General features: G+C 68.0%; 20 protein-coding genes. 12 read left to right on the top strand and 8 right to left on the bottom strand.

Annotated elements, in window-relative coordinates:
- Window positions 1-9 precede the first annotated feature (9 nt).
- The 7 genes from ON26_RS30250 (at window position 10) to ON26_RS30225 (ending at window position 7584) form a co-directional block, all read left to right on the top strand.
- On the top strand, window positions 10-2019 hold the full coding sequence (locus tag ON26_RS30250; protein ID WP_040801593.1) for an ABC transporter permease: 2010 nt from the start codon (window positions 10-12) through the stop codon (window positions 2017-2019).
- Window positions 2012-2815, top strand: coding sequence for an ABC transporter ATP-binding protein (locus ON26_RS30245; protein WP_083884489.1), 804 nt, complete (start codon window positions 2012-2014; stop codon window positions 2813-2815). The genes ON26_RS30250 and ON26_RS30245 overlap by 8 nt, the downstream gene beginning before the upstream one ends.
- Before the next feature lie 53 nt (window positions 2816-2868).
- Window positions 2869-3582 carry an ABC transporter ATP-binding protein gene (locus ON26_RS30240; protein WP_373280975.1) on the top strand — a complete coding sequence of 238 codons (714 nt, stop codon included), beginning with the start codon at window positions 2869-2871 and terminating at the stop codon, window positions 3580-3582.
- A 75-nt stretch (window positions 3583-3657) separates the two neighbouring features.
- Window positions 3658-4332, top strand: a complete 675-nt coding sequence (locus ON26_RS30235; protein ID WP_040801588.1) for a TetR/AcrR family transcriptional regulator — start codon at window positions 3658-3660, stop codon at window positions 4330-4332.
- Window positions 4333-4722: 390 nt separating this feature from the next.
- Complete coding sequence (tmk, locus tag ON26_RS32785) at window positions 4723-5346, top strand: dTMP kinase (RefSeq protein ID WP_083884488.1); 624 nt, start codon at window positions 4723-4725, stop codon at window positions 5344-5346.
- Window positions 5340-6146 carry a DNA glycosylase family protein gene (locus ON26_RS30230; RefSeq protein ID WP_218000658.1) on the top strand — a complete coding sequence of 269 codons (807 nt, stop codon included), beginning with the start codon at window positions 5340-5342 and terminating at the stop codon, window positions 6144-6146. The genes tmk and ON26_RS30230 overlap by 7 nt, the downstream gene beginning before the upstream one ends.
- Complete coding sequence (locus ON26_RS30225; RefSeq protein WP_040801585.1) at window positions 6112-7584, top strand: B12-binding domain-containing radical SAM protein; 1473 nt, start codon at window positions 6112-6114, stop codon at window positions 7582-7584. Before ON26_RS30230 ends, ON26_RS30225 begins: the two co-directional genes overlap by 35 nt.
- Window positions 7585-7586: 2 nt before the next feature.
- On the opposite strand, the gene ON26_RS30220 is transcribed toward ON26_RS30225, so the two are convergent.
- Window positions 7587-8042, bottom strand: coding sequence for an NUDIX domain-containing protein (locus ON26_RS30220; protein ID WP_040801583.1), 456 nt, complete (start codon window positions 8040-8042; stop codon window positions 7587-7589).
- Window positions 8043-8136: 94 nt separating this feature from the next.
- Complete coding sequence (locus ON26_RS30215; protein WP_040801581.1) at window positions 8137-9087, bottom strand: DUF808 domain-containing protein; 951 nt, start codon at window positions 9085-9087, stop codon at window positions 8137-8139.
- A 282-nt stretch (window positions 9088-9369) separates the two neighbouring features.
- On the opposite strand from ON26_RS30215, the gene ON26_RS30210 reads away from it, so the two are divergent.
- Window positions 9370-9591, top strand: coding sequence for a hypothetical protein (locus ON26_RS30210; protein WP_157172083.1), 222 nt, complete (start codon window positions 9370-9372; stop codon window positions 9589-9591).
- A 76-nt stretch (window positions 9592-9667) separates the two neighbouring features.
- Here the strand turns inward: ON26_RS30210 and ON26_RS30205 are convergent, their stop codons facing one another.
- The 5 genes from ON26_RS30205 to ON26_RS30185 form a co-directional block, all read right to left on the bottom strand.
- Entirely contained in the window at window positions 9668-10075 is a 408-nt protein-coding gene (locus ON26_RS30205) for a hypothetical protein (RefSeq protein ID WP_157172082.1), read from the bottom strand.
- 33 nt (window positions 10076-10108) lie between these two features.
- Window positions 10109-14947, bottom strand: coding sequence for a cation-translocating P-type ATPase (locus ON26_RS30200; protein WP_083884487.1), 4839 nt, complete (start codon window positions 14945-14947; stop codon window positions 10109-10111).
- Window positions 14948-15140: 193 nt separating this feature from the next.
- Window positions 15141-18662, bottom strand: coding sequence for a carboxylic acid reductase (gene car / locus ON26_RS30195; RefSeq protein WP_040801576.1), 3522 nt, complete (start codon window positions 18660-18662; stop codon window positions 15141-15143).
- Between the two features lie 259 nt (window positions 18663-18921).
- On the bottom strand, window positions 18922-19602 hold the full coding sequence (locus ON26_RS30190; RefSeq protein WP_040801574.1) for an ABC transporter ATP-binding protein: 681 nt from the start codon (window positions 19600-19602) through the stop codon (window positions 18922-18924).
- On the bottom strand, window positions 19599-20729 hold the full coding sequence (locus ON26_RS30185) for an ABC transporter permease (RefSeq protein WP_051027934.1): 1131 nt from the start codon (window positions 20727-20729) through the stop codon (window positions 19599-19601). Before ON26_RS30185 ends, ON26_RS30190 begins: the two co-directional genes overlap by 4 nt.
- Window positions 20730-20926: 197 nt before the next feature.
- Between ON26_RS30185 and ON26_RS31940 the strand changes: the two genes are divergently transcribed.
- From ON26_RS31940 to ON26_RS30170, 3 genes are all read left to right on the top strand, one after another.
- A complete protein-coding gene (locus ON26_RS31940; protein ID WP_051027933.1) occupies window positions 20927-21565 on the top strand; it encodes a TetR/AcrR family transcriptional regulator in 639 nt (212 codons plus the stop codon).
- 147 nt (window positions 21566-21712) lie between these two features.
- Window positions 21713-22105 (top strand): Rv0313 family protein, encoded by a 393-nt coding sequence (locus ON26_RS30175; protein ID WP_040801570.1) that lies wholly within the window; start codon window positions 21713-21715, stop codon window positions 22103-22105.
- Between the two features lie 109 nt (window positions 22106-22214).
- Window positions 22215-22421, top strand: a complete 207-nt coding sequence (locus ON26_RS30170) for a hypothetical protein (RefSeq protein WP_040801568.1) — start codon at window positions 22215-22217, stop codon at window positions 22419-22421.
- A 28-nt stretch (window positions 22422-22449) separates the two neighbouring features.
- Here the strand turns inward: ON26_RS30170 and ON26_RS30165 are convergent, their stop codons facing one another.
- Complete coding sequence (locus tag ON26_RS30165) at window positions 22450-23163, bottom strand: mycothiol-dependent nitroreductase Rv2466c family protein (RefSeq protein ID WP_040801566.1); 714 nt, start codon at window positions 23161-23163, stop codon at window positions 22450-22452.
- A 76-nt stretch (window positions 23164-23239) separates the two neighbouring features.
- Between ON26_RS30165 and ON26_RS30160 the strand changes: the two genes are divergently transcribed.
- The gene (locus ON26_RS30160) at window positions 23240-24379 is read left to right on the top strand and encodes a glutamate--cysteine ligase 2 (protein WP_040801565.1); all 1140 of its coding nucleotides are present in this window, start codon (window positions 23240-23242) and stop codon (window positions 24377-24379) included.
- The last annotated feature ends 19 nt before the right edge of the window (window positions 24380-24398 follow it).

The following is a 24398-nucleotide window of genomic DNA, read 5'->3' as shown; positions in this document are numbered from 1 at the left end:
CGGGATCACATGGCCCAGTTCTTGATGTTCGTCTTTCTAGGCCTGTCGACCGGCGCGGTGTACGCCGTCCTGGCCTCCTCACTGGTCGGTGTGCACGCCGCCACGGGGATCATCAATTTCGCGCAGGGCGCCTTCGCGCTGTGGGCGGTCTATGTCGTCGCCACGCTGCGCACCGACGGCACCTTCGTCCTGCCGATCGGCAGCATCCCCCTCGGCAGCACCGACGAGCCGACACCGATGGTGGCGGCCGCGGTGCTCGGCGTCCTCTCCGCGGCGGTGTGGGCGCTGCTCGCGCATCTGCTGGTGTTCCGTCCGTTGCGCCAGGCGCCGGTGCTGGCCCAGGTGGTGGCCTCGGTCGGGCTGATGCTCTTCATCCAGGCTCTGGTCGGCTTGCGGTTCGATACCGAAAACCTCTTCGCCGCACCGATTCTGCCGGAGAACACCGTGACCATCGCGGGTGCGATGGTGAACGTCTCGGATCTGATCCTGGCCGGCGTCGCGATCGCCGTCGCGATCGCCCTGCGCGCCTACTTCACCCTCACCACCGCCGGGATCGCCACCCGCGCCGGTTCGGAGGACGAGCTCGCGGCACGGTTGACCGGCTACTCCCCCGACCGGCTCGCCGCGATCGTGTGGGTGGTGACCGGCGCCGCCTGCGGGCTGATCGGCGTCCTCGCCGCCTACACCATCGGCCTCAACGAGACGAGCTACACCTTCTACGTGATCCCGGCGCTGGCGTCGGCGCTGGTCGGACGTCTCGCCTCGTTCGGCGTGGCCTGCGCTGCCGGCCTGGTGCTCGGATCGTTCCAGGCGGTCATCCTGTGGGCCGACACGAAGGACTTCTGGCCGAACTGGGCTCAGGCCGGGCTCGGGGACGCGGTGCCCTTCGTGATCGTCATCATCGCGTTGTTCCTGCTCGGCGGCCGCATCCCGGCACGCGGCTCGCTCGGATCGGTGAAGATGCCCGCCGTCACCATCCCCCGGGTCCGGGTGGTGCCGACGCTGATCGTGGTCGCGATCGCCATCGCGGCCATCGTCGCGACCACGGGCACCTGGCGGTTCGGTGTCGTCACGTCGATCATCCTGTCGCTGATCGCGCTGTCGCTGGTGCTGCTGACCGGCTATCTCGGTCAGATCTCGCTGGCGAGTATGGCTTTCGCGGGCACCGCCGGATTCGCGTTGTCGAAGCTGGCGGACAACTGGCATGTGCCGTTCCCGCTCGGCATGATCGCCGCGGCGCTGGTTGCCACGGCGCTCGGCATCATGGTCGGCGTGCCCGCGCTGCGCATCCGCGGCGCGCAATTGGCGGTGGTGACCTTGGCGGCCGCCCTGGCCATTCAGAGCTTCGTGTTCAACAATCCGTCGCTGACTCCGGCGCAGGGCAATCTCATCGCCGACCCCACTGTCTTCGGTATGGATCTCGGCGTCCGCGAGGGCACCGACCTGGTGACCCTGCGGTTCGCCGTGATGGTGCTGGTGGTGGTCGCGATCTGCACGCTCGCGGTGATGCGGATCATGGGCGGGGCCACCGGACGGGCGATGCTGGCGGTGCGTTCCAACGAGCGGGCCGCGGCCTCGGTCGGCATCGACGTCGCGGCGACGAAACTGCTCGGCTTCGCCGTCTCGGCCTTCCTCGCCGGCATCGGCGGCTGCCTCATCGGCTACAGCCGCGGACAGCTCTCGGCGGGTTCGTTCACGGTGATGATCGGCCTGACGGTGCTGGCGATGACCTACGTCGGTGGCATCACCTCCGTCTCGGGCGCGTTCATCGCGGGCACGGCGGGCCCGCTCGGCGTCGGCTACGTATTCCTCAACCAGACACTCGAACTCGGCGAGTACTACGAGCTCATCGCCGCCGGCGTGCTGCTGCTGATGGCCGTGCTCAACCCGGTCGGCGTGGCAGGCGCGATCACCGAGGCGAAACACCATCTGAAGGCGGCGCTCGCCCGGCGATCAGGCCGCGAGCCCGCCGCCGCACCGGTGCCGGGAGCGAAAGAGAAGGCGGCGGCGCATGTCTGAGACCCTCTTGCGGACCGAACGGCTGTCGGTGCACTACGGCGGCGTCGTCGCCAACTCCGATATCGACATCACCGTCGGCGCCGGCGAGATCGTCGGCCTGATCGGTCCGAACGGCGCGGGCAAGACCACCTTCGTCGACGCGGTCACCGGTTTCACCGATTCGACCGGGCATGTCACCCTCGAAGGCGCCGTCCTCGACCGGCTCGGCCCGCATCGCCGACGCCGCGCCGGACTGGCCAGGACCTGGCAGGCCGGAGAACTGTTCGGTGACCTGACGGTCGAGCAGAACCTCGCCGTCGCCCTGCAGCGCACCGGTGTGCGGTCCCTGCTGACCGATATCCTCGGGCGTTCCACGCCGCCGCGCGAAACCATCGACGCCGCATTGGATCTGGTTGGCGTCCCCGGTGCCGGCGACCGCCGACCCGGTGAACTCACCCTCGGCCAGCAGAAGCTGGTCGGCGTGGCACGCGCCCTCGTCGGCGGCTCCCGGGTGGTGCTGCTCGACGAGCCCGCCGCCGGGCTCGACACCCACGAGAGCGTCGAATTCGGACAGCATCTGCGCCGGGTCGCGGCCTCGGGCATCGGGGTGCTGCTCATCGATCACGACATGCAGCTCGTGCTCGACATCTGCGCGCGACTGTATGTCCTGGACTTCGGCGTCGTCATCGCCAGCGGCGAACCCGCCGTGATCCGGGAAGACCCTCGCGTGATCGCCGCCTATCTCGGCACCGTCACCCACGGTGACGATGCGCAGCCACTGGCGACGGCGGCCCGACCGGCAGGAGACAACGAGTGACCACCACCGCCGAAACCCGGCCGGCCTCCTCGCAGACCACAGCCGCACTCAATATCGAAGGGCTCACCGTCGGCTACGGCGGCGTGCCCGCGGTGCGCGACCTGCACGCGCAGGCCCGCGAGGGCGAAATCCTCGCCCTGCTCGGCCCGAACGGCGCGGGCAAGACCACCACCCTGCTGGCGTCGGTCGGTGCGCTGCCCATCATCTCCGGCACCGTCACCGCTTTCGGCGAACCTCTGGACCGGCGCGTGGAACGCAACGCCCGTCGCGGCGTGATCCTCGTGCCCGACAGTCGCGGGGTGTTCCACAGCCTCTCGGTCGAGGACAACCTGCGCCTGGCCCGCCGCAAGAACAGTCCTGCCCTCGACGATGTACTCGACTACTTCCCGAAGCTGCGCACCTTGCGCGCGCGCCGCTGCGGCACGCTCTCCGGCGGCGAACAGCAGATGCTCGCTTTGGCGAAAGCCCTGCTGTGCGCGCCGAGAATCCTGCTCATCGATGAACTCAGCCTCGGCTTGTCGCCCATCGCGGTGGAGGAACTGCTGCCTCGGTTGCGTGAGATCGCCGACGACCAGCACATGGCCGTGGTGCTGGTCGAGCAGCACATCGAACTGGCGCTGTCGATCGCCGATTCGGCGGTGGTGCTCCACCACGGCCGGGCCGCGCTGACCGGTTCGGCCGCCGAGCTGCGCGCACGCCGGGACAGAGTCGAGGCCGCGTATTTCGGTAACCTCGAGGACAGCGCGGGAGGCCCGCCCGAGGACTGACGCTCGGGACTGCGACCTTCGAGGCCCCCGCGGTGGCACCGCACCGAGGACGTCGAGGCAAGCGAGGGGAGGACCGTGACCGAGACCGCGCACCGGGATCGACGCAAGAGCGAGTCCACGCGTCGCAGTACGCGCAACCGCCCCACCGATACCGAGTTGCTCGACGCGGCGTGCGCGGTGATGGCGGAGATCGGGGTCGATCGTGCCACCATGGACACTATCGCCAGGCGAGCCGACACCTCACGGGTGACGCTCTACGCCCACTTCGGCTCCCGCGACGCCCTCGTCGACGCCGTGATCGAGCGCGAACTCGACAAGCTCACCACGTGGATGTTCGATATCTACGATCACGGCGAGACGATGCACTACGGGCAGCGGGCCAGATACTCCATCGAGTCGTTGTTCGACTACGCCCGCCGCCACCCCCGCGGATTCCGTGTCCTGCTCGACAACCGGTATGACGACAGCCCGCACGGGCGACGCCTGGCGGCCGCCCTCGAACCCCGCATCGCCGAAGAACTGCGCGCCAACTACGCCGAACGCGGGACCCCCATCGGCACCGGCGCCGACACTCTCGCCACCATGCTGCTGGGCATCAGCCTCGACGTCGCCTACCGGGCGGTCATCGTCGGCGGCTCCGACATCGACGCCGCTTGCGATCTCGCCGTCACCGCCTCGCTGGCGGCCCTGCGCGCGATCGACCCCGCCCAGCTGCGTGCCCTCGACACCGCCCACCCGCGAAATCCGTGAAACGCGTGGTTCCGGACAGTCTCCGGTCGGAACATCAGGACGATTTCGGCGCCTGCATCACCGCTGCAGCCCACATCTGGACGAAGGACACCCCGAAGAGATAGGTCGGCCGTGTGAGAGGGCGGGAAGAGCCGGTGTCAATCCTCCGCGGGGTCGATCGACAGAACGCGCCCTGTGTGCTCCATCGTCTGAGTCACGGCTATAGCGTTGCAGCACAAGGCATCAGCCGTTGACAGTGCTCACGACGGTGCCGACACTGGTGATCACGATACAACTCGCGGGCGAGTGAGATATTCCGCCGGCTTGGGCGATCGAACTCGATCGTCGCCGACAAAGGTATCCGCGTGTCCGTGCGTGGCGTCGCCTGCGGGGCGAAGGGGGTGCTCAGCCATGGCTGGAGCATTGATCACGATCGACGGGGCCGGCGGGGTCGGCAAGTCCACGACTGCGGCTCGTGTTGCCGACTGTCTCGCATCGGCTGGCACACCGGTGTACCTGACGACGCAACCGAGCCGCACCGCTCTCGGCACCCATATCCGAGAAGGTGTCGACACCTACAGGGGGATGTCGCTGGCATGTCTGGTGGCAGCTGATCGCCATCACCAGCAAGTCTCCGAGATACAGCCTGCACTCGAAGCGGGCACGAATGTCATCTGCGATCGCTATCTGCCGTCGAGTCTCGTGCTGCAGGTGATCGATGGCGTCCGACCGGAGACGGTGTGGCAGCTCAACACAGATGTGCGCGTACCGGATGTCGCGGTGATCCTACGAGCGGATCCGGTCCTGATCTCGACTCGGTTGTCGGTGCGAGGTCCGCACAACCGATTCGAGCGCGAGCCCGACAGCAGTGTTGTTCGAGAGCTGGAAATGTTCGACGAAGTCGCCGAGAATCTCCGCCGACGAGGCTGGCCGGTTCATGTCATCGATTGCACCGGCCGACGAGCCGGGGAGACGGCGCGCGCTATTGCCGACCTGGTTCTGCCACCGCTGACCGATGGGAGACCTGCATGCTGATGACCGACCACCCCGCATGGCAACGTAGTGACGACATCGCCTACCGTGTCGTCGCCGTCGATGACGAGGCGGTTCTGATCACCGCCACCACAACCGAAGCCGGGGAGACCGTGCTGGATCTCGGCGTGGCGCATGGGACGATCCAGGTCGACACGATCGCCGCGGCGGAGTTGACGACGGGGCCCGTTGACCTGGTTGCGCCCTTACATGGGGTCGGGACGGTCACGCGGGTGGCCAACCCTTCGTTGTGGGATGCGTTGTCGGCAGCGATCATGCGTCAGGTCATCCAGGCCGCCCATGCTCGCGTCCGGTATCGCCGATTCTGTGCCGCGTTCGGAGAATCCTTGACGCACAACGGATTGACTGCCGCGCTGTTTCCGAGCCCCGATCGGATCCTTGCCCTGACCGATGAGCAGTTCCGGGATGTGGGGGCGGCCTTTCCCAGATCGGCCTTGCGAGCGGCTGCGGTCGCCTACCTGGCGCAGGGACATCGGTGGTCGAAACTGCAGCCGTCGGAGCTGGTGGCAGCACTCCAGTGCATCCCCCGTGTGGGTCCGTGGACAGCCAGGACCGCGGTCGCGGACTTCACCGGCGATTTCTCCTTCTACGACTACTCCGACATCGCGCTCCGGCCCGCTGCCCACAGGCTCGGTCCCGATCGGCCATGGCCCGCCACCGCAGTGGGGTTCAAAGCGGCATGGGAGGAGCTGGCTGGAGAACAGCTGTCTGCGTGGACACTTCTGACACTCGCCTGGGGGAACACCGATGCACAACCAGCCCTACCCGCAGTCACACCCTGACCTGCTTTCCGGAGGGGATGCACGTCATCCCCTGGACCTGCTGCTGGTCAATGCGCCACTGCGCGACTACGCCCTGCGACCGCGAGTCAACGACTTCACCTTGCCGGTACTGGGCATGGCCTATATCGCGACCTACGCTTCCCACCACGGCTACAACATCGCTGTCCTCGATGCCGAAGCCCACGGCCTCGGCATCGAGGACACGATCACGCTGATAAATTCCACTCGCCCACGCTGGGTCGGATTGAACTTGCTCGCACCGACTTACGAGATCTCCGCGACGATCGCCGCCGGCCTGGATCCGGAAATCATGATCATGCTCGGAGGTCATCAGGCCAAGGCTATGCCGGGTCCGATTCTCACCGACCCGCGCATGAGTGCCTGTACCGCTCTGATCCTCGGAGAAGCCGAAACCCGAGTGGCGCGGTTGCTCGACGACCACCGCAACCGCACACGCTTACCCGGGGTGATGTGGATCGACCCGATCCTGAAATATCCTGTCACCGGTGGGGCACCGGGAACTGCTCACCACCTCGCCCCCGACCTCGACGCTCTGCCGTTCGTCGATCGAACCTATCTCTGCCAGGACCCGCACCTGGATGCCGGGCGCTGGGAAGCCAACATGGTCGGCGCCCGCGGCTGCCCCTACAACTGCTCGTTCTGCGGCGCCGCGGTCAGCGCCAACTCCGACATCACCATCCGAGTCCGCAGCCCGCAATCCATCGTCGACGAAATGACCCAGCTGCGAGGCGAACTCGAGGTCACCGCTTTCCGGTTCGTAGACGATCTGTTCCTGGGGTGGAAGCGTGTCATCGACACGATGATGAGTGCTTTCACCGCTGCACGTGTCGGGGAGTGGGCACGCTGGGACGCCACCGGACGAATCAACGTCCTCGACCACGCCTCCGACGCGATGCTCGACACTCTGGCGGCAAACGGATTACGCGAAGTCGCCCTCGGTATCGAGTCGGGTAACAAACGGGTCCTGTCCTACATCGACAAACGCATCGACCCCGACATGACCGTTCGTGTCGTGCAGCGGTTGCTCACCCGCGGTATCAACGTCAAGGGATACTTCATCCTCGGCTTCCCCGGAGAAACCGAGGAGGAGATCGACGACACCGAGAAGCTGGTCCATCGGCTCTGGGACAACGCCGACGCGTTGCCCGGCACCTTCCGGGCCAGCGTGTTCGAGTTCCGGCCCTACCCCGGGACACCGGAATGGAACCGACTCGTCGCCACTGGCCGCTACACCAGCGAGCAACTGCTCGACTACAAGCCTGTCGACCTCACCGAAGCCGGAATCGATGAGGCCATGTACGGCCGTGACGAGTTCAATTTCGCCATCGGGACTCAGCTTTCCCACGCGCCGAGCAGCTACATCCGCGACAAGCTCATCCGACTCGGCCGGGAACAACATGCGCGCACCGGCCCGTGAAGCTACACTCCCGCCAGCGCGGGCCATCCGTGTTCACCGAACGATGCGGAAGCGCCGTTCAGAAATGCCTGAATTCCGAGCCCCGGGTATTCGATGATCTCTTCCGGCAGCCGATCCATCGCAAACCAGCGCACCGCCGAACACTTGTCCGGTTCACGGTTCGTCGGCTCCCCCGCCCACCGCCTGGCGTGGAGGAAGATTCCCAAGCGTGGCTCGGGACCGGATCCTGCGACATGCACGACATGCACTACTCGCAGGTCGCTCGGCTGGATCACCACCCCGACTTCCTCGCACGCCTCCCGCGCCGCGGCCGCGGTGATGGATTCCCCTTCGTCGAGCTTGCCGGAGGGTAGATGCCAGCGGCCGGTGAATGCGTCGTCGCCACCGCGCTGAGTCAGCAAGAGCCGCTCGTCCTCGACGAGCAGGACATGGACGTCGATCAGGTGGCGGTCGGCCATCGCGCGGCAACTCCTGACGTAGGTTGGGAGACAACTCGCGCCGAAGACTACGCGATGGGATCGTCCTACGGGCGAGCGCGCGAGATCCTCGTGGTCACCTCGCCGCCGCGCTGCTCTTCTTGCTCGGGATGACATGCATGATCGCGACGACGAGCGCGCCGAGGACGAGCCCGACCAGCGCGGACACCACGGTCCCGGAGGTCCAGGACAGCACGCCGCCGAGACCGCCGTGCACGAGATCGCCGAACCAGTGCTCGAGATCGTGCAGGCGATCGGCAGGCCAGTGGAAGCCCGCCTCGCCGACGTTGACGATGAGGATGTGGCCGCCGACCCACAGCATGGCGGCGATCCCCACGATGGTGAGCACCGACATCACCTTGGGCATGGCGGCAACGAGTCCACGGCCGACGCGCCGGCTGAACGACGATTCGCGCCGAGCGAGCGCCAGGCCGACATCGTCCATCTTCACGATCAGCGCCACGACGCCGTAGACCAGCGCGGTGATCAGGAATGCGACGATGATCAGCACGCCCAGACGGGTGAAGAAGGGCTCGTCCTCGACCGAGGACAGGGAGATCACCATGATCTCCGCCGAGAGGATCAGGTCGGTGCGGATGGCGCCGGAGACCATCGACTTCTCGAGTTCGGGGCCGGCCTGCCCGACAGCGGCTTCCTCGTCGTGGTGGCCGCCGGTGAGGGCTTCGTAGACCTTTTCGGCGCCCTCGTAGCACAGGAACAGGCCACCGGCGATGAGCAGGTAGGGCAGCGCCTGGGGTAGGAACTGACTCAGGATCATCGCGACAGGCAGGATGATCAGCAGCTTGTTGCGGATCGAACCGATCGCGATCTTGCGGATGATCGGCAGTTCCCGATCCGGCGTGAACCCGTGGACGTAGCGGGGGGTGACGGCGGTGTCGTCGACAACGACACCCGCTGCCTTGACACTGGCCTTACCCGCCGCCGCTCCGACGTCGTCGATCGACGCCGCGGCCGCCTTCGCGAGCGCCGCGACGTCGTCCAGCAGGGCGACGAGACCACCAGCCACGAGAGCCTCCAATATCGAATAGGCACGAGCCGCCGCACTGTGTGGGCGGAACCCGAACCGTACCGAATCGCAGGCACGTGGCGACCGTGAGGCACCGCCCCGATCGCCTCCTGGCCGCGAGAAGCTCGTCGCACGCCCGTCGCCGAGTGCGACTCCCACCTATCGGGTCCGGCTACCGGTCCTTTCCGATCCGCGGCGAATGCCCCCGGTGGTGGGGCCACATGTTCCCGGGGCTGCAGGCGAAGCGCTCCGATGCATAGTCTTCACCCGAACGATCCCACGATGAGAGGACAACCATTGCCACGCAACATGATTCGTAGCGGACTGCTTCTCGCCGCCGCCCTGCTCTCCCCGACGGCCGCCGCACACGCTGCGCCGATCCCGTTGGTGCCCGCGCCGGCTGTCGAGGAATCGAAGCCGGTGGCGAGCCCGGGATGCCCCGGGGGCGCCCCGCACGTGAGCTGCATCCTGGAATCGTTGTCGGCGAGCGCTTCGGCGGACTGACGCCCGGCCGACCGGTCCATGGCCGCGACTAACCAGCGGCCGCAGAATCCGGCCGTGTGCGCCACGGGCCGCGTGATCAGGAGTGGGCAGGCGTCGGCTCGGCCTTGCTTTCGACGGCCTTGCCTTCGACGGCCTTGCTTTCGACGGCCTCGCGTCGGACGGAGGCGGGTTTGCGGATGCGATCGACCACCAGACCCGTAGCAGCGAGCGCGCCGGCGATCGGCCATTCGACCGCACCGGCAACGGTGAGTGCACCCAGTCCGCCGTAGTAGAGGTAGCGGGTGGGCAGGGAGAGGTTGATCGGTCCCGCCTTCACCTTGACGCCGGGGCCAGGAATCGCCACCTCGGCCCTGAAGAACGGAAGGTTGAGCATCGCGGCCGGTGTGTGGCCCGCGGCAGGGGCATCGGCCGACTGGTCCGGGGTTTTGGCGCGGGGCGCCGGAACGGGTTTGTCGTCGCTGGTCGCTCTGGTCTGGGTAGGCATTACACAGTCCTCTCGTCTGCGGGAACTGCCTGGTCATGGCACCACGGGACCCGTGGGATCCGACGATGTCGAGCGAGTTGCCTGTTCATGATTGCGCACGAGCCGACCGGTCGGCAAGCGGTCCGCGCGGTCTATCAGTTCGGTGGTTCGCCGGGTGAACCAGGCGGGGGCGAAGATCACCACGGCGGTCGTGGCACCGACGGCGGCGACCACGCCGCCCCAGGCCAGCGGCCCGAGCGGGGTGCATCCGAAGAACTGGCTGATTCCGGGAGTCTCGACGATCGCGACGAGCACCGCGGCGCTGCCGACAGCAGTCGCCATCACCAGCGGGCTTTCCTGACGCAATACGAGTGTTTGGGCGAGTTGCGCGCCGACCAACGCGGTCAGCCCCATCGTCGCGGAGCGTCGCCGAGTTCCCGGGGTCCACCGGCCGATGGCCCACGCGGCAGTGGCGGCGGCCGCGGTGGCCACACCGCGACGGACGATCGCCTCCACGAGCGGCCGTTCGAGCGAGGGCGCGGGGGCGGACAGGATCGACACCAGGGGGTCCGCGTCCGCGCCGTCGGTGTCGGGCTTCGGCGGTGTGACCGCGATGGCGAGTGCCGGGAACATGTCCGTGAGCAGGTTGACCAACAGGAGTTGGCGGGTGTTGACCGGGGCACCGCTGCGGCCGAGGGCGGTGCCGAGGATGGTGAACACGACTTCGCCGGCGTTTCCGCCGAGCAGCAGTGTCAGGGCGTCGCGGACACCGGCCCACATATTGCGGCCTTCCACGAGGGCGTCGAGCAGGACGGTGAGGTTCTCGCCCGTCAGGACGAGATCAGCGGCCTCTCGCGCGGGTGAGGAGCCACGTCCGGTCACCCCGATGCCTGCGTCGGCCATGCGGATCGCCGCGGCGTCGTTGGCTCCGTCGCCGACCATGGCGACGACCCGTCCGGACCGCTGCAGCGCCGCGATCACCTGCACCTTCTGTTCCGGGCTGACCCGGGCGAAGACCTGGGCCGAGGCGGCGAGCACCGAGCGCGCGTCTTCGTCGGCGGCCGCGAGTTCGGCGCCGGTCACCACACGCGTGTCGGGAGGAAAGCCGATCTGGCGGGCGATCGCCCGGGCGGTGACCGGATGGTCGCCGGTGATCAGGGCGACATTGCAGCGTGCGGCGACCAACCGTTCCAGCAGCGGGCGCGCCGAGTCGCGGATCGTGTCGGCGAGTCCGACATAACCGATCAGAGTCAGGTCGGTGGCGAGTGCGTCGACTCGATCCGGTTCATCGGTCGTATCGTCACGCGCGGTGCCGAGTTCACGCTGTGCGACGGCGAGTACTCGCAGGCCTTGATCAGCCAGATAGTGCACGAGAGCTTCGGCCGCGGCGCGGCCCTGGTCGCCGGTGTCGAACCGGCAGCGCGGCAAGACCACCTCCGGTGCGCCTTTGACCACCAGCTGCGCGTGCGCCTCGGGGGTAGCGTCCGCAGGCACGATGATCGACGCCGAATAGCCGCGGCTGGACTCGAAGGGGACCTCGGCGAGGGTGCGCGGCGCGGCATCGTCCGCCGCGAGGCGCGCGGCGGCGGTGAGGATCGCCTCGTCGGTGGCATGGGCATGGCCCTCCCCCGCTTCCGGCCGGGGGCATGCGCGGGCCGCCGAGCGCACCACCGTCGCCGCGCGCCGGTCGGTGATCTGCGGGCAGGGCCGCCCCGGGGTGAAATCCGGCGGGACGGCCGTGACGACGTCGAGCCGGTTCAGGGTGAGGGTGCCCGTCTTGTCGAAGCAGACGGTGTCGACACGGCCGATCGCCTCGAGGGTGCGCGGGGAGCGGACGAGCACGCCGAGCCGTGACAGCCGGCGGGCAGCCGCGAGCTGCGCCAGTGTCGCGACCAGCGGTAGCCCTTCCGGGACGGCCGCCACCGCGATCGCGACCCCGTCGGCGACCGCCTCGCGCAGCGCTCCTCGGTGCATCAGCGACAGGCCGCCGACCACCGCACCCCCGGCCAGGGTCAGCGGCAACACCTTGCTCGTGAGATCGCGCAGCCGCCCCTGCACTCCGGCCGCGGGCGCCACGTCGGAGACAGCGGATATGGCGCGGTGGGCGGCGGTGGCCGGACCGGTGGCCACCACGATGGCGCGGGCGTGTCCGGCGACGATCGTGCTGCCCTGGAAGAGCATGCTTGCCCGTTCGGTGGCGTCGTTGGCGACCGGCTCGACCTGTTTGTCGACCGGTAGCGACTCACCGGTCAGCGATGACTCGTCGACCTCCAGATCGTCGGCGATCAACACGCGGGCGTCGGCCGGTACCACTTCCGGCGCCCGCAGATCGAGCACGTCGCCCGGACGCAACCGGGTCGCGGGGACGACCGTGACACGGCTGGAGGTCCGTGCCGAATGCAGTCGCCGCGCCGTTGTCGCGACCGTGGGCACGACAACTCGCCGGACCGCCTGCTCCTGTTCGGCGAACAGCGCCTCGGCGGCGTGCTCGGCACGTAAGCGCTGAACTCCGCTGACCACGGCGTTCACGCTCATCACCCCGGCGACCAGCAGGGCATCGACATTGCTGCCCAGAATCGCGGCCGCCGCCGCGCCGACGGCGAGGATCGGGGTGAGTGGATCGCCCAGTTCACGGCGGGTGGCATCGGCCACCCTGGCCAGCAGTATCGCTGGGCGGAGGAGGAACTCGCCGACAGCGGTTTCCGAGAGTTCGGACAGCGCGCGGTACCACTGCGGAGTCACCGACGGCTCCGCGGACGGAATACCGCCGAGCACGCGCGAGAACACGATTTCGGGGTCGAGGGCATGCCAGGCGGTGAGCGGTTGAGGCGGCGGGTCCGGCATTCGCAATACCTGTCGTGCGGCGAACGCACTGACGAACCAGGCGGTCGCGCCCGCGGCATTCACCGGGCTGAGCCAGCGCCCCAGACCGAGCCCGCCTCGTTGTTCGGTTTCTCCGGTGACCAGCAGTAGCCCGGCGAGTGTGGTGCCCGCTTTGGCCAACCGCACCGCCGATTCGGTGGCCCGGCGGGCGGCTGACAGGGCCGTCAGCACGCGAACGGCTGCGGCGAGGTCGGTGCCCGCGATGATGTCGGCGGTCCAGGGCGTCGCCGCGGCGGGGTCGTCGAGCGCGAGTCCGATATCGGCGACAGCGAGGGCCGCCAGGGTGTCCATCGAGACGAAGTCGGAGTGGAGGGCAGAGATCACCATCACCGGGCCGCGGTCGGCGCGCAGCTCCCGCACCAGGTCGACCAGGGGCGTACCGGGTTCGTGGGCGGCGGTCACGAAGGTGTTCAGTTCCTCTGTACCGCAGACATTGCGCAGCACCACTCGGGCACCGCTGCGACGAGCCATCTCCACCAGCGGGATCGAATAGGAGTCGAGTTCCCAGCCGACGGTGAGGGTGGCCACGACCTGTCCGCCGACCAGCAGGTCCGCGTGCTCGGCGCCCAAGGCGGGCGCCGCGGCGTCCGGGCGCTCATGCCAGCCCAAACTGGCGCCCTCGGCGCACAATTCGCCGCGACCGGAGTGCGGAACCCGCTCATCGTGCAACAGGGCGTCCGCGATCTCGAAAACCAGATCGTCGTCCCAGTCCGGCGCGCGCACCTCGACGTCGAGGACGGCGCGGGTGTCGCCGCGCAACGCGGCGCCGTCGATGACGATCACTCGAATGCGGTCCAGCCGTCGTAACGCACCGGGGTCGAGTACCAGCAGGCCCGTTTTCGCGAGTCCACGGCCGAGGAACACCGCGAACCCTTCCCTGCCCATGTGCGCCGCTTTGGGTATGCCGGCCAGCACCGCATCGGCGATGTCGTCGACCGTGCCACCGGCGAGCAGCGTGCCCGCGGCCGCCACCAGTGAGCCGTTGGCGGCTTGGTCGGCATAGTCCTCGACGACGCCGGCCATCTTCGAGCCGGCACAGTCGATGGATACGTCCACGGCGGAGTCGACCACCACGTGTGAAACCTCACCGGCCGCGGCGGGCGCCCATTCGTGCCGTGGCCCGCCGGAGTCCTGCGAGGCCACCGGGATCACCGACATCGCCGGGCACTGCGGCCGCGTGGCTGCGGCGAGTTCCGGCTCACGCTCCCGCCAGGTCTGCCGATGGGCGAGCGCCTCCGACAACTGCGCCGTCCGCTGCATCAGATCCAGTAAAGGCGTGGCCGGCGCCTGAGTGAGCCCGTGGGCTGCCCCGGAGATCGCGTTCAGCAGTAGATCGGTGCCGAGCCGCCCGAGCCTCGCTTCGAGCAGCGCGACGATCCGGGGCTGATGGTTGATCATCGCGGCGGCGGCGCGTGCGGCGCGTGGTACGCGAGGGAGCCTGCCGAGCCAACCTGTCACCGCTGCGGCGACCGCGGCGGCATCGACCACCGCGGCGACCGCCGGAACGACCAACGCCAGCGGGTCACCCGGATCGGCCGCCGGCGACACCGCTGTCCCGTGCTGCCGATCTGCCGCCGTGGCGGCATCGGTCACGGCGTCGGCGGCGCGGCGAATCGCGCGGTGGATCTCCTCGAGGTCGGCTGTTTCCTCCCGCTCGATCACTATCCGCCCGAGGATGCCCTCCACATGGGCCGAGACGACTCCCGGGGTCGCGCCGACCACACGCTCCAGCTGCGCGGCCCCGCGCACCCATCCCGGAAACGGCAGCACCTGGTCGAGGTCGACATGCAGTCTCCGGGCCGTGCGCCACGACATCGGCAGAACCACCTCGCCGACGTCCTTTTCCGCCGAACCGAGGACGGTGCGCGCCGATTCGCGAATCGGGCGGGTCACCGGCTGCAATAGATTCTGTGCCGATACCACGGTCCTGACCGTGGTGGACGACACGACCGACAGGGAATGCCCCGTCAGTCCACCGAAACCGATGCTTCGCACCCTCAGGCTTTCCATGTGGTCAGTGGCTGCATCGGCCAAGTGTAGGCCTGTGACCAGGTGAATCGCCGAAACTCACGCCGATCTGAGCGTGACGCGGTGATTCGTGTTCCGGGCGAACGGATCTGCAATTCCACAATTCTGTGGCCGGTGGCCGGGAATATCTCGGCCTGTTCGGTATTTCGGAATCGCGATGGTCGTGCGGACGTCGTCACAACAGCCCCAGTAACTGGAGGTCGGTGGTGTATTTGACGATGATTTCCGGGGTGATGTGGGGGATGTCCTTGGTGGAACCGATTTCCTCATGTCGAACCGCCGCGCGGAACCGTTCGGTCGGTGCGATCGAGCCGCGTACGGCTCGTTGCGGTTTCCGGTAGTTCTGCAACATCGGCAGCAAGGAGTACCGGCGCTGCCGGTCGGGAAGGGCGCGGACCGCGGTCTCGAACCGCTGCAGCCAGAGCTCGTAGTCGGGGACGCGTTCGATCGGGTGCCCGGCATCGATCAGCCAGTCGACATAGGTGTCCAGCGAGATGCCGTCGTCGTACGGGTTCATCACATGGTAGGTGCGGAAGCCGGTGTCAGCCCGGGCGCCGAGGGCGGCGATCGCCTCGGCGATGAAGCCGACCGGGAGCCCGTCGTAGTGTGCGCGCTGCCGGTGGCCGTCCGAATCGAGTTCGTAGAAGGAGCCCGGCGCGGTACCGACGGCTTCCACGCTCAGCACCCACCGCGTGAACATGTCCGGGACGTTGAGCTGACCGGCGTACCCGGTGTCGGCGAGGATCATGTCGCAGCGGAACACCGTGACCGGCAGACCACACAGGTCGTTCGCCTCCCGGAGCAGCACTTCGCCCGCCCACTTGCTGTTCGCGTACCCGTTGGCGTAACTGCCGTCGATGGTGCGGCGCGGGCTGATCACCCGGATGTCGGCCTCCTCGGTGAACGCCGAGCGGTCGATCTGGTCGTTCACGCCGATGGTCGAGACGTAGGTGTAGGGCTTCTGTTTCGTGGTCACCGCGAGACGGATCAGTTCCGCGGTCCCCACGACATTGGGTCCGAACAGTTCGCTGTAGGGCAGGAGGTGATTGACCAGTGCCGCGGGATCCACGATCACATCGACCGTGTCCGCCAACCGCTGCCAGGTGGCGTGTTCCAGCCCCAGCTCGGGCTCGGCCTTGTCGCCGGCGATCACTTCGAGATGAGCCGCCGCCAGCTCGCGGTAGTGGTCGGAGAGCTTCGGATCTCCCGCGTCGAAAGTCTTGTCCAGCCGGGCCCTGGCATCGACATCGTCGTGCGCGCGCACCAGGCAGATCAGCGTGCCGCCGGTTCGAGCGAGCCGCTCCAGCCATTCCAGCGCCAGGTATCTACCGAGGAATCCGGTCGCGCCGGTCAACAGAACGGTCCGCACCTCCGGGCTGGGACCGGGAAGGCGCGGAGCCTCCGCGAGGGTGTTGCCATCGATGAATTCGTCGAGTGTCAGATCGGTGGCGCGTGCTTCGGTGGCGTCCGCGCCGTGTACCGCGGCGAAGGTCGGCCGGTCCGCTCCCCTGCGCTGCCGGTCGATGTAGCCGGCGAGGGCATGGAGATCGGTGGCCGGGCCGATGAGGAAACCCACCGGCACCTCGACAGCGAAGATGTCGCGCAGTAGTTGTGCGAAGGTCAGTGCCGACAACGAGTCTCCGCCGAGATCGGTGAAATGCGCGTCGGGGCGCACGTCACGGGTGGCCGCACCCAGCACGGCGGCTGCCGCGCGCACGACCGTCTCCACCGTCGGCCGGTCGCCGGCACCGACGCGTAGTGCGCGCAGTTCCTCGACCTCGGCCACGGCGAGCTCGCTGTAGAGCTGCTCCAATCGCGGTCCGTAGTACTCCTTCAGTTTCGGCCGCGCCAGTTTGCGGATACCGGTGAGCAGACCGTTCTCGGGGGTGAACGGCTGCGTCTCGATGAGCACATCGCGGGGGATCTCGTAGGCCTGGAGACCGGCCGACCTCGCGACCTGCTGCAGGGATTCGCGGACCAACTGCTTCAGTGCGTCGATGTCGCCGCCGGTGTACTCGATCGCGTCGGCGGTCGGCACCACCACCGCCAGGAGATAGGACCGGGTGCTGTTGCCGTAGACGAAGATCTGGCGGACCAGCGGGCTCTCGGAGAACACGGCCTCCACCTTCGACACGGTCACGAACTCGCCCTGGGAGAGCTTCAGTACGAAGCTGCGGCGATCGAGGAAGGCGAGGTGATCGACGCCGATCTCGGCGAAGATGTCTCCGGTGTGGTACCGGCCGTCGGAGTCGAACACCTCGGCGGTCACATCGGCGCGCTTGTAGTAGCCGGGGACCAGCGTCTCGGACCGGACCACCAGCTCACCCCTGGGATAGGGCCGATCGGTATGGAAATAGCCCAGTTCCGGGACGTCGACGAGTTCGTAGTCGAGCACGGGTGGGCGGCATATCCGGCCGTCGACCGCGATGCTGCCGGTCTCCGTGGCACCGTAACCGTCCACCAGGTGCAGTTCGAGAAGTGATTCGGCCCAGGCTCTCATCTCCGCCGACATCGGCGCCGAACCCGTCGTCGCCGAGAGGAAGCGCCCGCCGAGTAGATTCTCGCGCATATCGGCCAGCACGCGGCGCTCCAAGGCCGCACGGTCGCCGCCTTCGGCCGCGCGCTGCTGCATCTCGCTCTGGAATCGCTGGAAGAGCATTTCCCAGATCCTGGGCACGAAAGTGAGGTGGGTGGGCCGGACCGTGGCCAGATCCTCCAGCAAAGTCGACAGATCACTGCGGGCGACGAAGTAGGCGGTGCCGCCGCGCGCCAGCGCCATGTAGAGAACCGCCCGGCCCATGATGTGGCTCATCGGCATGAAGGCGAGCACGATCACCGATTCGGCGCCGCGCTGCCCCCATCGCTCGCTGGTCGACGCACGCCAGTTGTCGGCCACCGACCGTTCGGTGATCATGGCGCCCTTGGGGGCTCCGGTGCTTCCCGAGGTGTAGATCAGCAGTGCCAGCGGATCGGCGTCGGCGCGGGTGGGCACCGGGGCCGGAGGCAGTGCCCGGCCGCGGGCGATGACAGCGGGCAGGGTTTCGATGGTCACCGGACTGCCCGCCTCGGCCAGCCGCATCGACGCGGCTGCCAATGCTTCGCGTTCGTCGTCGATCTGCTCGTGGTGGTCGAACACGATCAGGCGCTGCGGGGTGTGACCGGTGAGCGCGAGTTCGACGGCGATCGCGAGATGGTCGACACTCACCGCGATCACCGTGGGCTCGGTCTCGTCGACGATCGGGAGAAGCTGGGCCGCCACCGCACTGGCCTGCAACGGAACCGCTACCGCGGCCAGTCGCATCAGTGCCACATCCACGAGGGTGTAGTCGACGCTGGTGAAACCCAGGACGCAGACGCGGTCACCGGACCGCACGGGATCACCTGCCAATGCGGCGGCGATCGCCCCGGCACGGTCCCATACCTCGCGATAGGTGATCGTCTCGAATGTGGGCAGCAGCTTCGCCGACGTGCGGCCGGTGCGCCGGTCGGTGACGAATTCGATCGCGCGCTGCCCGAGGGCGGGCCGATGCGCGTAGCCCTCCATCACGATCTGCGCGAGTTCGAGCGGACGCAGGCCGGGCGCTTCCGTCCGGGCGGCGACGGCCGGGTCGGGCCGGGCAGCGGCGCACTGCTCGTCGAAGCGGTACAGGTCGGCGATGCGGCGTTCGAGCCGGGCTTCCTGAGCCTCGGCCGACAACGGGGTACGGGTCGCCATCGAACTCACCTCGATACTCGTAGGTGGCACTCTCGAGTGTCATATGGCAACTTCAAGCCTCGGAGCGGCGCTGCGGCCTGTCAAGGGCCGCCACCACTATCAAGGCCACACCGCGTCAGCTACTCGGCGTCCGCGCCCGATTCCCGGGCAACTTTCGGCTACCCATTGATCGGGCGACCGAGCCCGCCGAACACGGTCGATCGGCGGATGCCGATGACCGTGCGGCAACAGGAGACGGCTTTCAGGCCGGGGGCGCGAGCCTGCCGTCGATCATCTCGAGGATGCGATCGCAGTGGACGAGGACATCGTGGTCGTGGGTGACCATGACGGTCGCGACCTTCGCGCGGTGGGTTTCCTCGGCCAGCAGGGTCACCACCTCGTGGCTGCGATTGCGGTCCAGCGCGGCGGTCGGTTCGTCGACGAGCAGCACGGCCGGATCGGTGATCAGGGCGCGGGCGATGCCGACCCGCTGGCGCTCACCGCCCGACAGTTGCCCTGGCCGTTTGTCCGCTCGGTGGGACATGCCCACGGAGGCGAGCAGCTCGCCGGGGTCGCGGCCAGGGCGCCCGGTGATGGTCGACATCAGCCGCAATTGGTCGATCGCGGTCAGCGCGGGCAGCAGATTGGCGGACTGGAAGACGAAACCGATGTGGTTGCGGCGGATTTCGGCGAGTTTCGACTGCGGTGTGGCGGTCAGGTCGATGTCGCGCAGTGCCACGGTTCCGCTGGTAGGTGTGATGAGCCCGCCCGCGACGGCCAGCAGACTCGACTTTCCGGCGCCGGAGGGACCGACGATGGCGACCAGCTCCCCGGGCGCGACATCGAGAGTCACGTCGTCGAGTGCGGTGACGGTGCTGTCGCCGTCACCGAACCGCAGAGTGACGTTGCGCAAGCTGAGCCCGGTGGCGGTGAGGGTGCTCATCGGTTGTCTCCCAGAGCGTTCAGAGGGTTGATGCGCGTGATGCGCAGGACGGCGATCCCGGCGCCGACGAGGCCGAGCACGACGAGCAGTGCCGCGCCGCGTGCGATGGGCCCGGCTTCCAGGGCGAACGGCATCCCGGTGCCGTCGAGGCCGGAACCGAGGCCGAGGCCGGCCAGGACGCCGACCGCCACGGCGGCGACGAGGATGACCACGGCCTGCATCAGGCTGTCCCGCAACAGATATCCGGTGGAGGCGCCGAGCGCGCGCAGCACCGCGAGTTCACGCATCCGCTGCACGGTCCAGATGCTGAAGAAGGCGCCGACGACGAGCGCCGAGATCGCGTAGAGGAAGGCGACGATCATCGACATGGTCATCATCTCGGCGGTATAGCCGGGAGAGGAGTCGAACGACTCCTCGAGGGTCTTGCTCGACGTGCCCGCGGCGGCGTCGCCCGCGGCGAGATCGGGAAGTGCGCCGTCGGCGCCCTTGATCGCGACGACGCTGGCCTGGGTGTAGACGCGCGGGTCGATCTCGGAGCCGGCGGGCAGACCGCTGTTGATCTCCTGCCAGGTCCGCAGCGGCACATAGGCGATGTCCACGTGACCGAAGGTGCGCTTGTCGCCGGTGAATCCGACCACGGTGAGCTCGGTGCCGATCCGGTCGATGATCACGGTGTCACCGACCGCCACGCCTTCGTCGGCGGCGCTGGCACTCAGCACGACATCGCGTGGGCCGCTCAACGCCGCGCCCTCGGCGACCGCCGGTTCGAGGAACGATCCCGGGGTGATGCCGAAGACGGTGAGGTCGATCGCCGTGCCACCGCCGGTGTGCGCGTTGACGATGGCATTGCCCATGAGTTCGGCCGCGTCCACATCGGGCCGCGCGGCCCAGGCGGCGGCCTGGTCCTCGGTCACGACCGAGCGGGAGAAGGCGGAATCGGTCTTGGTGCCCTCGGAGAAGGCGAAGGCCTGTACCGGAGTCCGTTGCAGACCGGACACACCGTCTTCCACCAGGCCGGAGGAAAGCCCCGACAGGATGACCATCAAGACCGAGATCAAGGCGATCACCGAGCCCATGAGCAGGACGCGGGTACGCGCGAACAGCAGTTCACGCACAGCGAGAAACATCGAAGCGGCTCCTGTAGTCGGTCCGGTCAGACCGGCACGGCGACGTAGCGGCGGGAGAGAATCATGCGCAGATTTCAGCAGATGTGGAACCGGACCGCCAACTTTTGATGACGTAGTGTCAGCAAAATCTCGGCGGGCCGCCGGGGCGTGTACGCTCCGACCGGTCAGGAAGTCCTCGACCGAGCCGGGAGCAGCATGTGCCTATCCTGAACGCAGGGCACACCGTTGCCGAACACAAGACGGCCATCCGCACCCGCATCCTCGCCGCCTTCGCCGAGGTTCTGGCCCGCGACGGCTGGGACGGCGCGTCGATCAAAGCGGTTGCCGCACAGGCCGGCCTGACCCGCACCGTGATCTACAACTACTTCGCCGACAAGTCCGAGCTGCTGCTGGCCTGGTCCGCGCTGGAGATCGAGCGATTCCTGACGCAGATCGCCCAGGAGATCGAGCCGCTGGACGACCCGCGCCGGAAGCTGGAAGCGCTCGTGAAGCTGGTACTGCGCGAGTTCGCCGGACCCCACCCGGTCACCCCGCCGATGATGAGCCTGATTCCCAACCAGACCGCACTGGAGTTCACCTCACAGCTCAACCAGCTCGAGAACGTGGTGTTCGGGATCCTCGTCGAGGGTGAACGCACAGGAGTGTTCCAGCTCGTCGACGCGCGCTTCGCGAGTCGCTGCATCCTCGGCTGCCTGGACCCGCACCGTCAGGCACTCGCCGACGGCGGATCCGTCGACGAGGTGATCGCACAGGTCGTGCCGTTCGTCATGGGTGCGGTGGGCGCCGGTCCCGCGGTGGGCCCGGATCCGCACCAGGCGGCGCCGGATCACAGCTGAGACCGGTTGCCGCCGAAAAACTTCCAGTCGACCATCGGCCCGGACCGCGGATCGGAACGGCGGACGAGCGAGGCCGTCGTGGCGAAGTCCGCGTTTCGCGAGGACACTGAGGACACACCGCCCATCCCGTCCCGAGGAGCACATTCGATGGCAACCAACGGGCCTTTCGGCATCGATCCGGAAGATTTCGAACGCGCATTACGCGAGGCGGGAACCGAGCTCCGGGGCCTGCTCGGCAAGGCGGGCGTCTACCTGGACCGGGTGGACAACGCCGGCGTCGGATCGCTGGCGTCGTTGTTCGGTCAGTTCGTCCAGCCGGAACGACCACGTCCCCCGCAGCCCGAAGGCGAGACCACCGGGGAAACAGGGAGCGGGGTCTGGGCGATCTACACCATCGACGACACCGGCGCGGCCAGGGTCGACCAGGTCTTCCCGAGCGAGCTCGAGGCCTTGCGCGCGCATCGTGACAACACCGATCCCGGGCGCCGGGTCCGGTTCCTGCCCTACGGGGTCCCGGCGAGCGTGTTGGACGCGCCCTGAGCACAGCACAGGCGCTTCGCCAGGAGATAGCCGCAGGCCCGGATATCCGCCGAATTCCACGAGCCATTCGGGTGAAATGAGTGGAAAATGGGTGGTGGAGAGGTCATCCATGCGCGCGATCAAGGGCTTGCTCGATGTAGTCGTCGGGATCCTGACAGCCGTCCTCGGCACGGTGGTCGGGCTGCTCGCGGCCCTGGTGTGGATCGTCGGTGCGGTGTTGTGCGTGACGATCCTCCTGATTCCGCTCGGGCTTCCGGTCATCAAGCTCGCCAACCGCCTGTTCGGCCTCGCCCGGCAGCTCATGCACACCCCCTGACTCCTCGCGGCGACACGACCGACCACCGTTATCCGCTGTCGTCGGCTCCGTCGACGAATCCGTCGAGATTGATCAGCTGTCCGCGATCGATACTGACCCAGTCCCGCCCACGTACATACGGGCGCAGCCGCTCGGCGATGAAGGACAGGTCGGTGGCAGATTTGGGCCGTTGCAGCTCGTAGACGTGCGGCAACGCGGCCATCCCGGTGACCACCCGCCACAACGCCAGCGCCTCGTCCCCCGCGGGCGGATCGACGAGCACCGGACCGAACAGGCACTGCTCTCCGTCGAGGAACATCGTGGGCACGCCGAAACCTCCCGCCTCGACCACCCGCCGGTGATCGCGCGTGACCTCCTCATGAGTCGTCGCATCGGCCAGCGCCTGATCCATCACCGCCGCACCGACACCGAGTTCGTCGAGCAGACGCGCGGCGACCTCCGGGCGATGCGGGCTGCCGCCACGCTCGTGTAACTCGGCGCCGATCGCCGCATACCAGCGGTCCAGCAACCCCATATCCCTACGGCGCAATAGCGCCCCGATCCGCATCAGGGACCACCCGTAGGACCACTCACGCTCCCAGGGATACTTCTTGCCCTCGACGTGATTGACCCACTCCAAACTGAAGAATCGCCAATTCACCGTGAGGCCGAGCTGCTCGCGCACGTTCCGCAGCCACAACGAGGTCTGATAGGCGAATGGGCACATCGGATCGAAGTGGAAATCCACGCTCGCCGGGTTCATCCCCTCAGCACACCAGGGGCGTCCCGGTGACACAAGACGGTGCGGTGGACCGGCGCGGGGCGGGTATCCAGCGGGCATGGACATGCCGACGGTCGGAGTCGAAGAAGAGTTCCTGCTCGTCGATCCGAGCACCGGTGCTCCGGCCGCGCGCAACGAGGCGGTGGCGCGGACGGCGCGGGACCGAGGTCTGGACCTGCAGCTCGAGCTGACCCGCTGTCAGGTGGAGGCCAGTAGCGACGTGCATTCCAGTATCGCGGGCCTGCTCGCCCAGTTGCGCGAGCGGCGATGCATGGTGACGCAGTGCGCCGAAGTCAACGACGCGCAGGTGCTGGCGGTGGCGATCCCCCCGACGGTGCCCGAGGATTTCCCGGTCACCGACACCCCGCGCTATCGGTCGATCGCCGACAACTTCGGGATGATCGCCCATGAACAGGGCCTGTGCGGCTGTCATGTCCACGTGTCGGTGCCCGACCGCGAGACCGCCGTGCGAGTGAGCGATCACCTGCGTCCCTGGTTGCCGACGTTTCTGGCACTGACCGCCAACTCGGCTATCTACCGCGCCGCCGACACCGGCTACTCCAGCTGGCGCAGCATCCTGTGGCGGCGCTGGCCGAGCGCGGGACCGCCGCCGCACTTCGGTTCGGCGCAGGCCTACGACGCCATGGTGCAGATGATGCTGACCAGCGGCATCGCCTTGGACGAGAAGATGGTCTATTGGGACGTGCGGCCGTCCATCAACTATCCGACCGTCGAGGTGCGCGTCAGCGATGTGCCCGCCACGGTCGAGGAGACCGCGCTGCTCGCGGCACTCGTGCGCGCCACCGTGCACACCGCGCGCCGTGCGCTCGCCGACGGGCGAGCCGCGCCGGACGTGCCCGCGGAGATGCTGCGCGCGGCGTACTGGAAGGCGGCGCGCAGCGGGATGGACGGTGACGCGGTGGCACCGACGTGCGGACGGGTGCTGCCCGCCCGTGACCTGCTCGCCGCACTGCTCGACGCGATCGATCCGGCGCTGACCGAACTCGGCGACCGGGAGTTCGTCGCGAAGGCGGTGGACTCGGCCCTGGCCCGCGGCAATGGTGCGGTCCGGCAGCGGCGCGCCTTCGGAGACGGGCACGATGTGGCGGCGGTACTCGCCGAACTCGCCCGGGCGACCACAGATGGCTGTACTTCCCCACCGGAATCCGCCGACGTCACAGACGACGGCACCGGGTGAGCACGTTCACCCACCGCCG

Source organism: Nocardia higoensis NBRC 100133 (assembly GCF_000308595.1).
GTDB classification, from domain to species: domain Bacteria; phylum Actinomycetota; class Actinomycetes; order Mycobacteriales; family Mycobacteriaceae; genus Nocardia; species Nocardia higoensis.
Note: the sequence above shows the minus strand (reverse complement) of the source record. Positions and strands in the feature narration are given on the sequence as shown.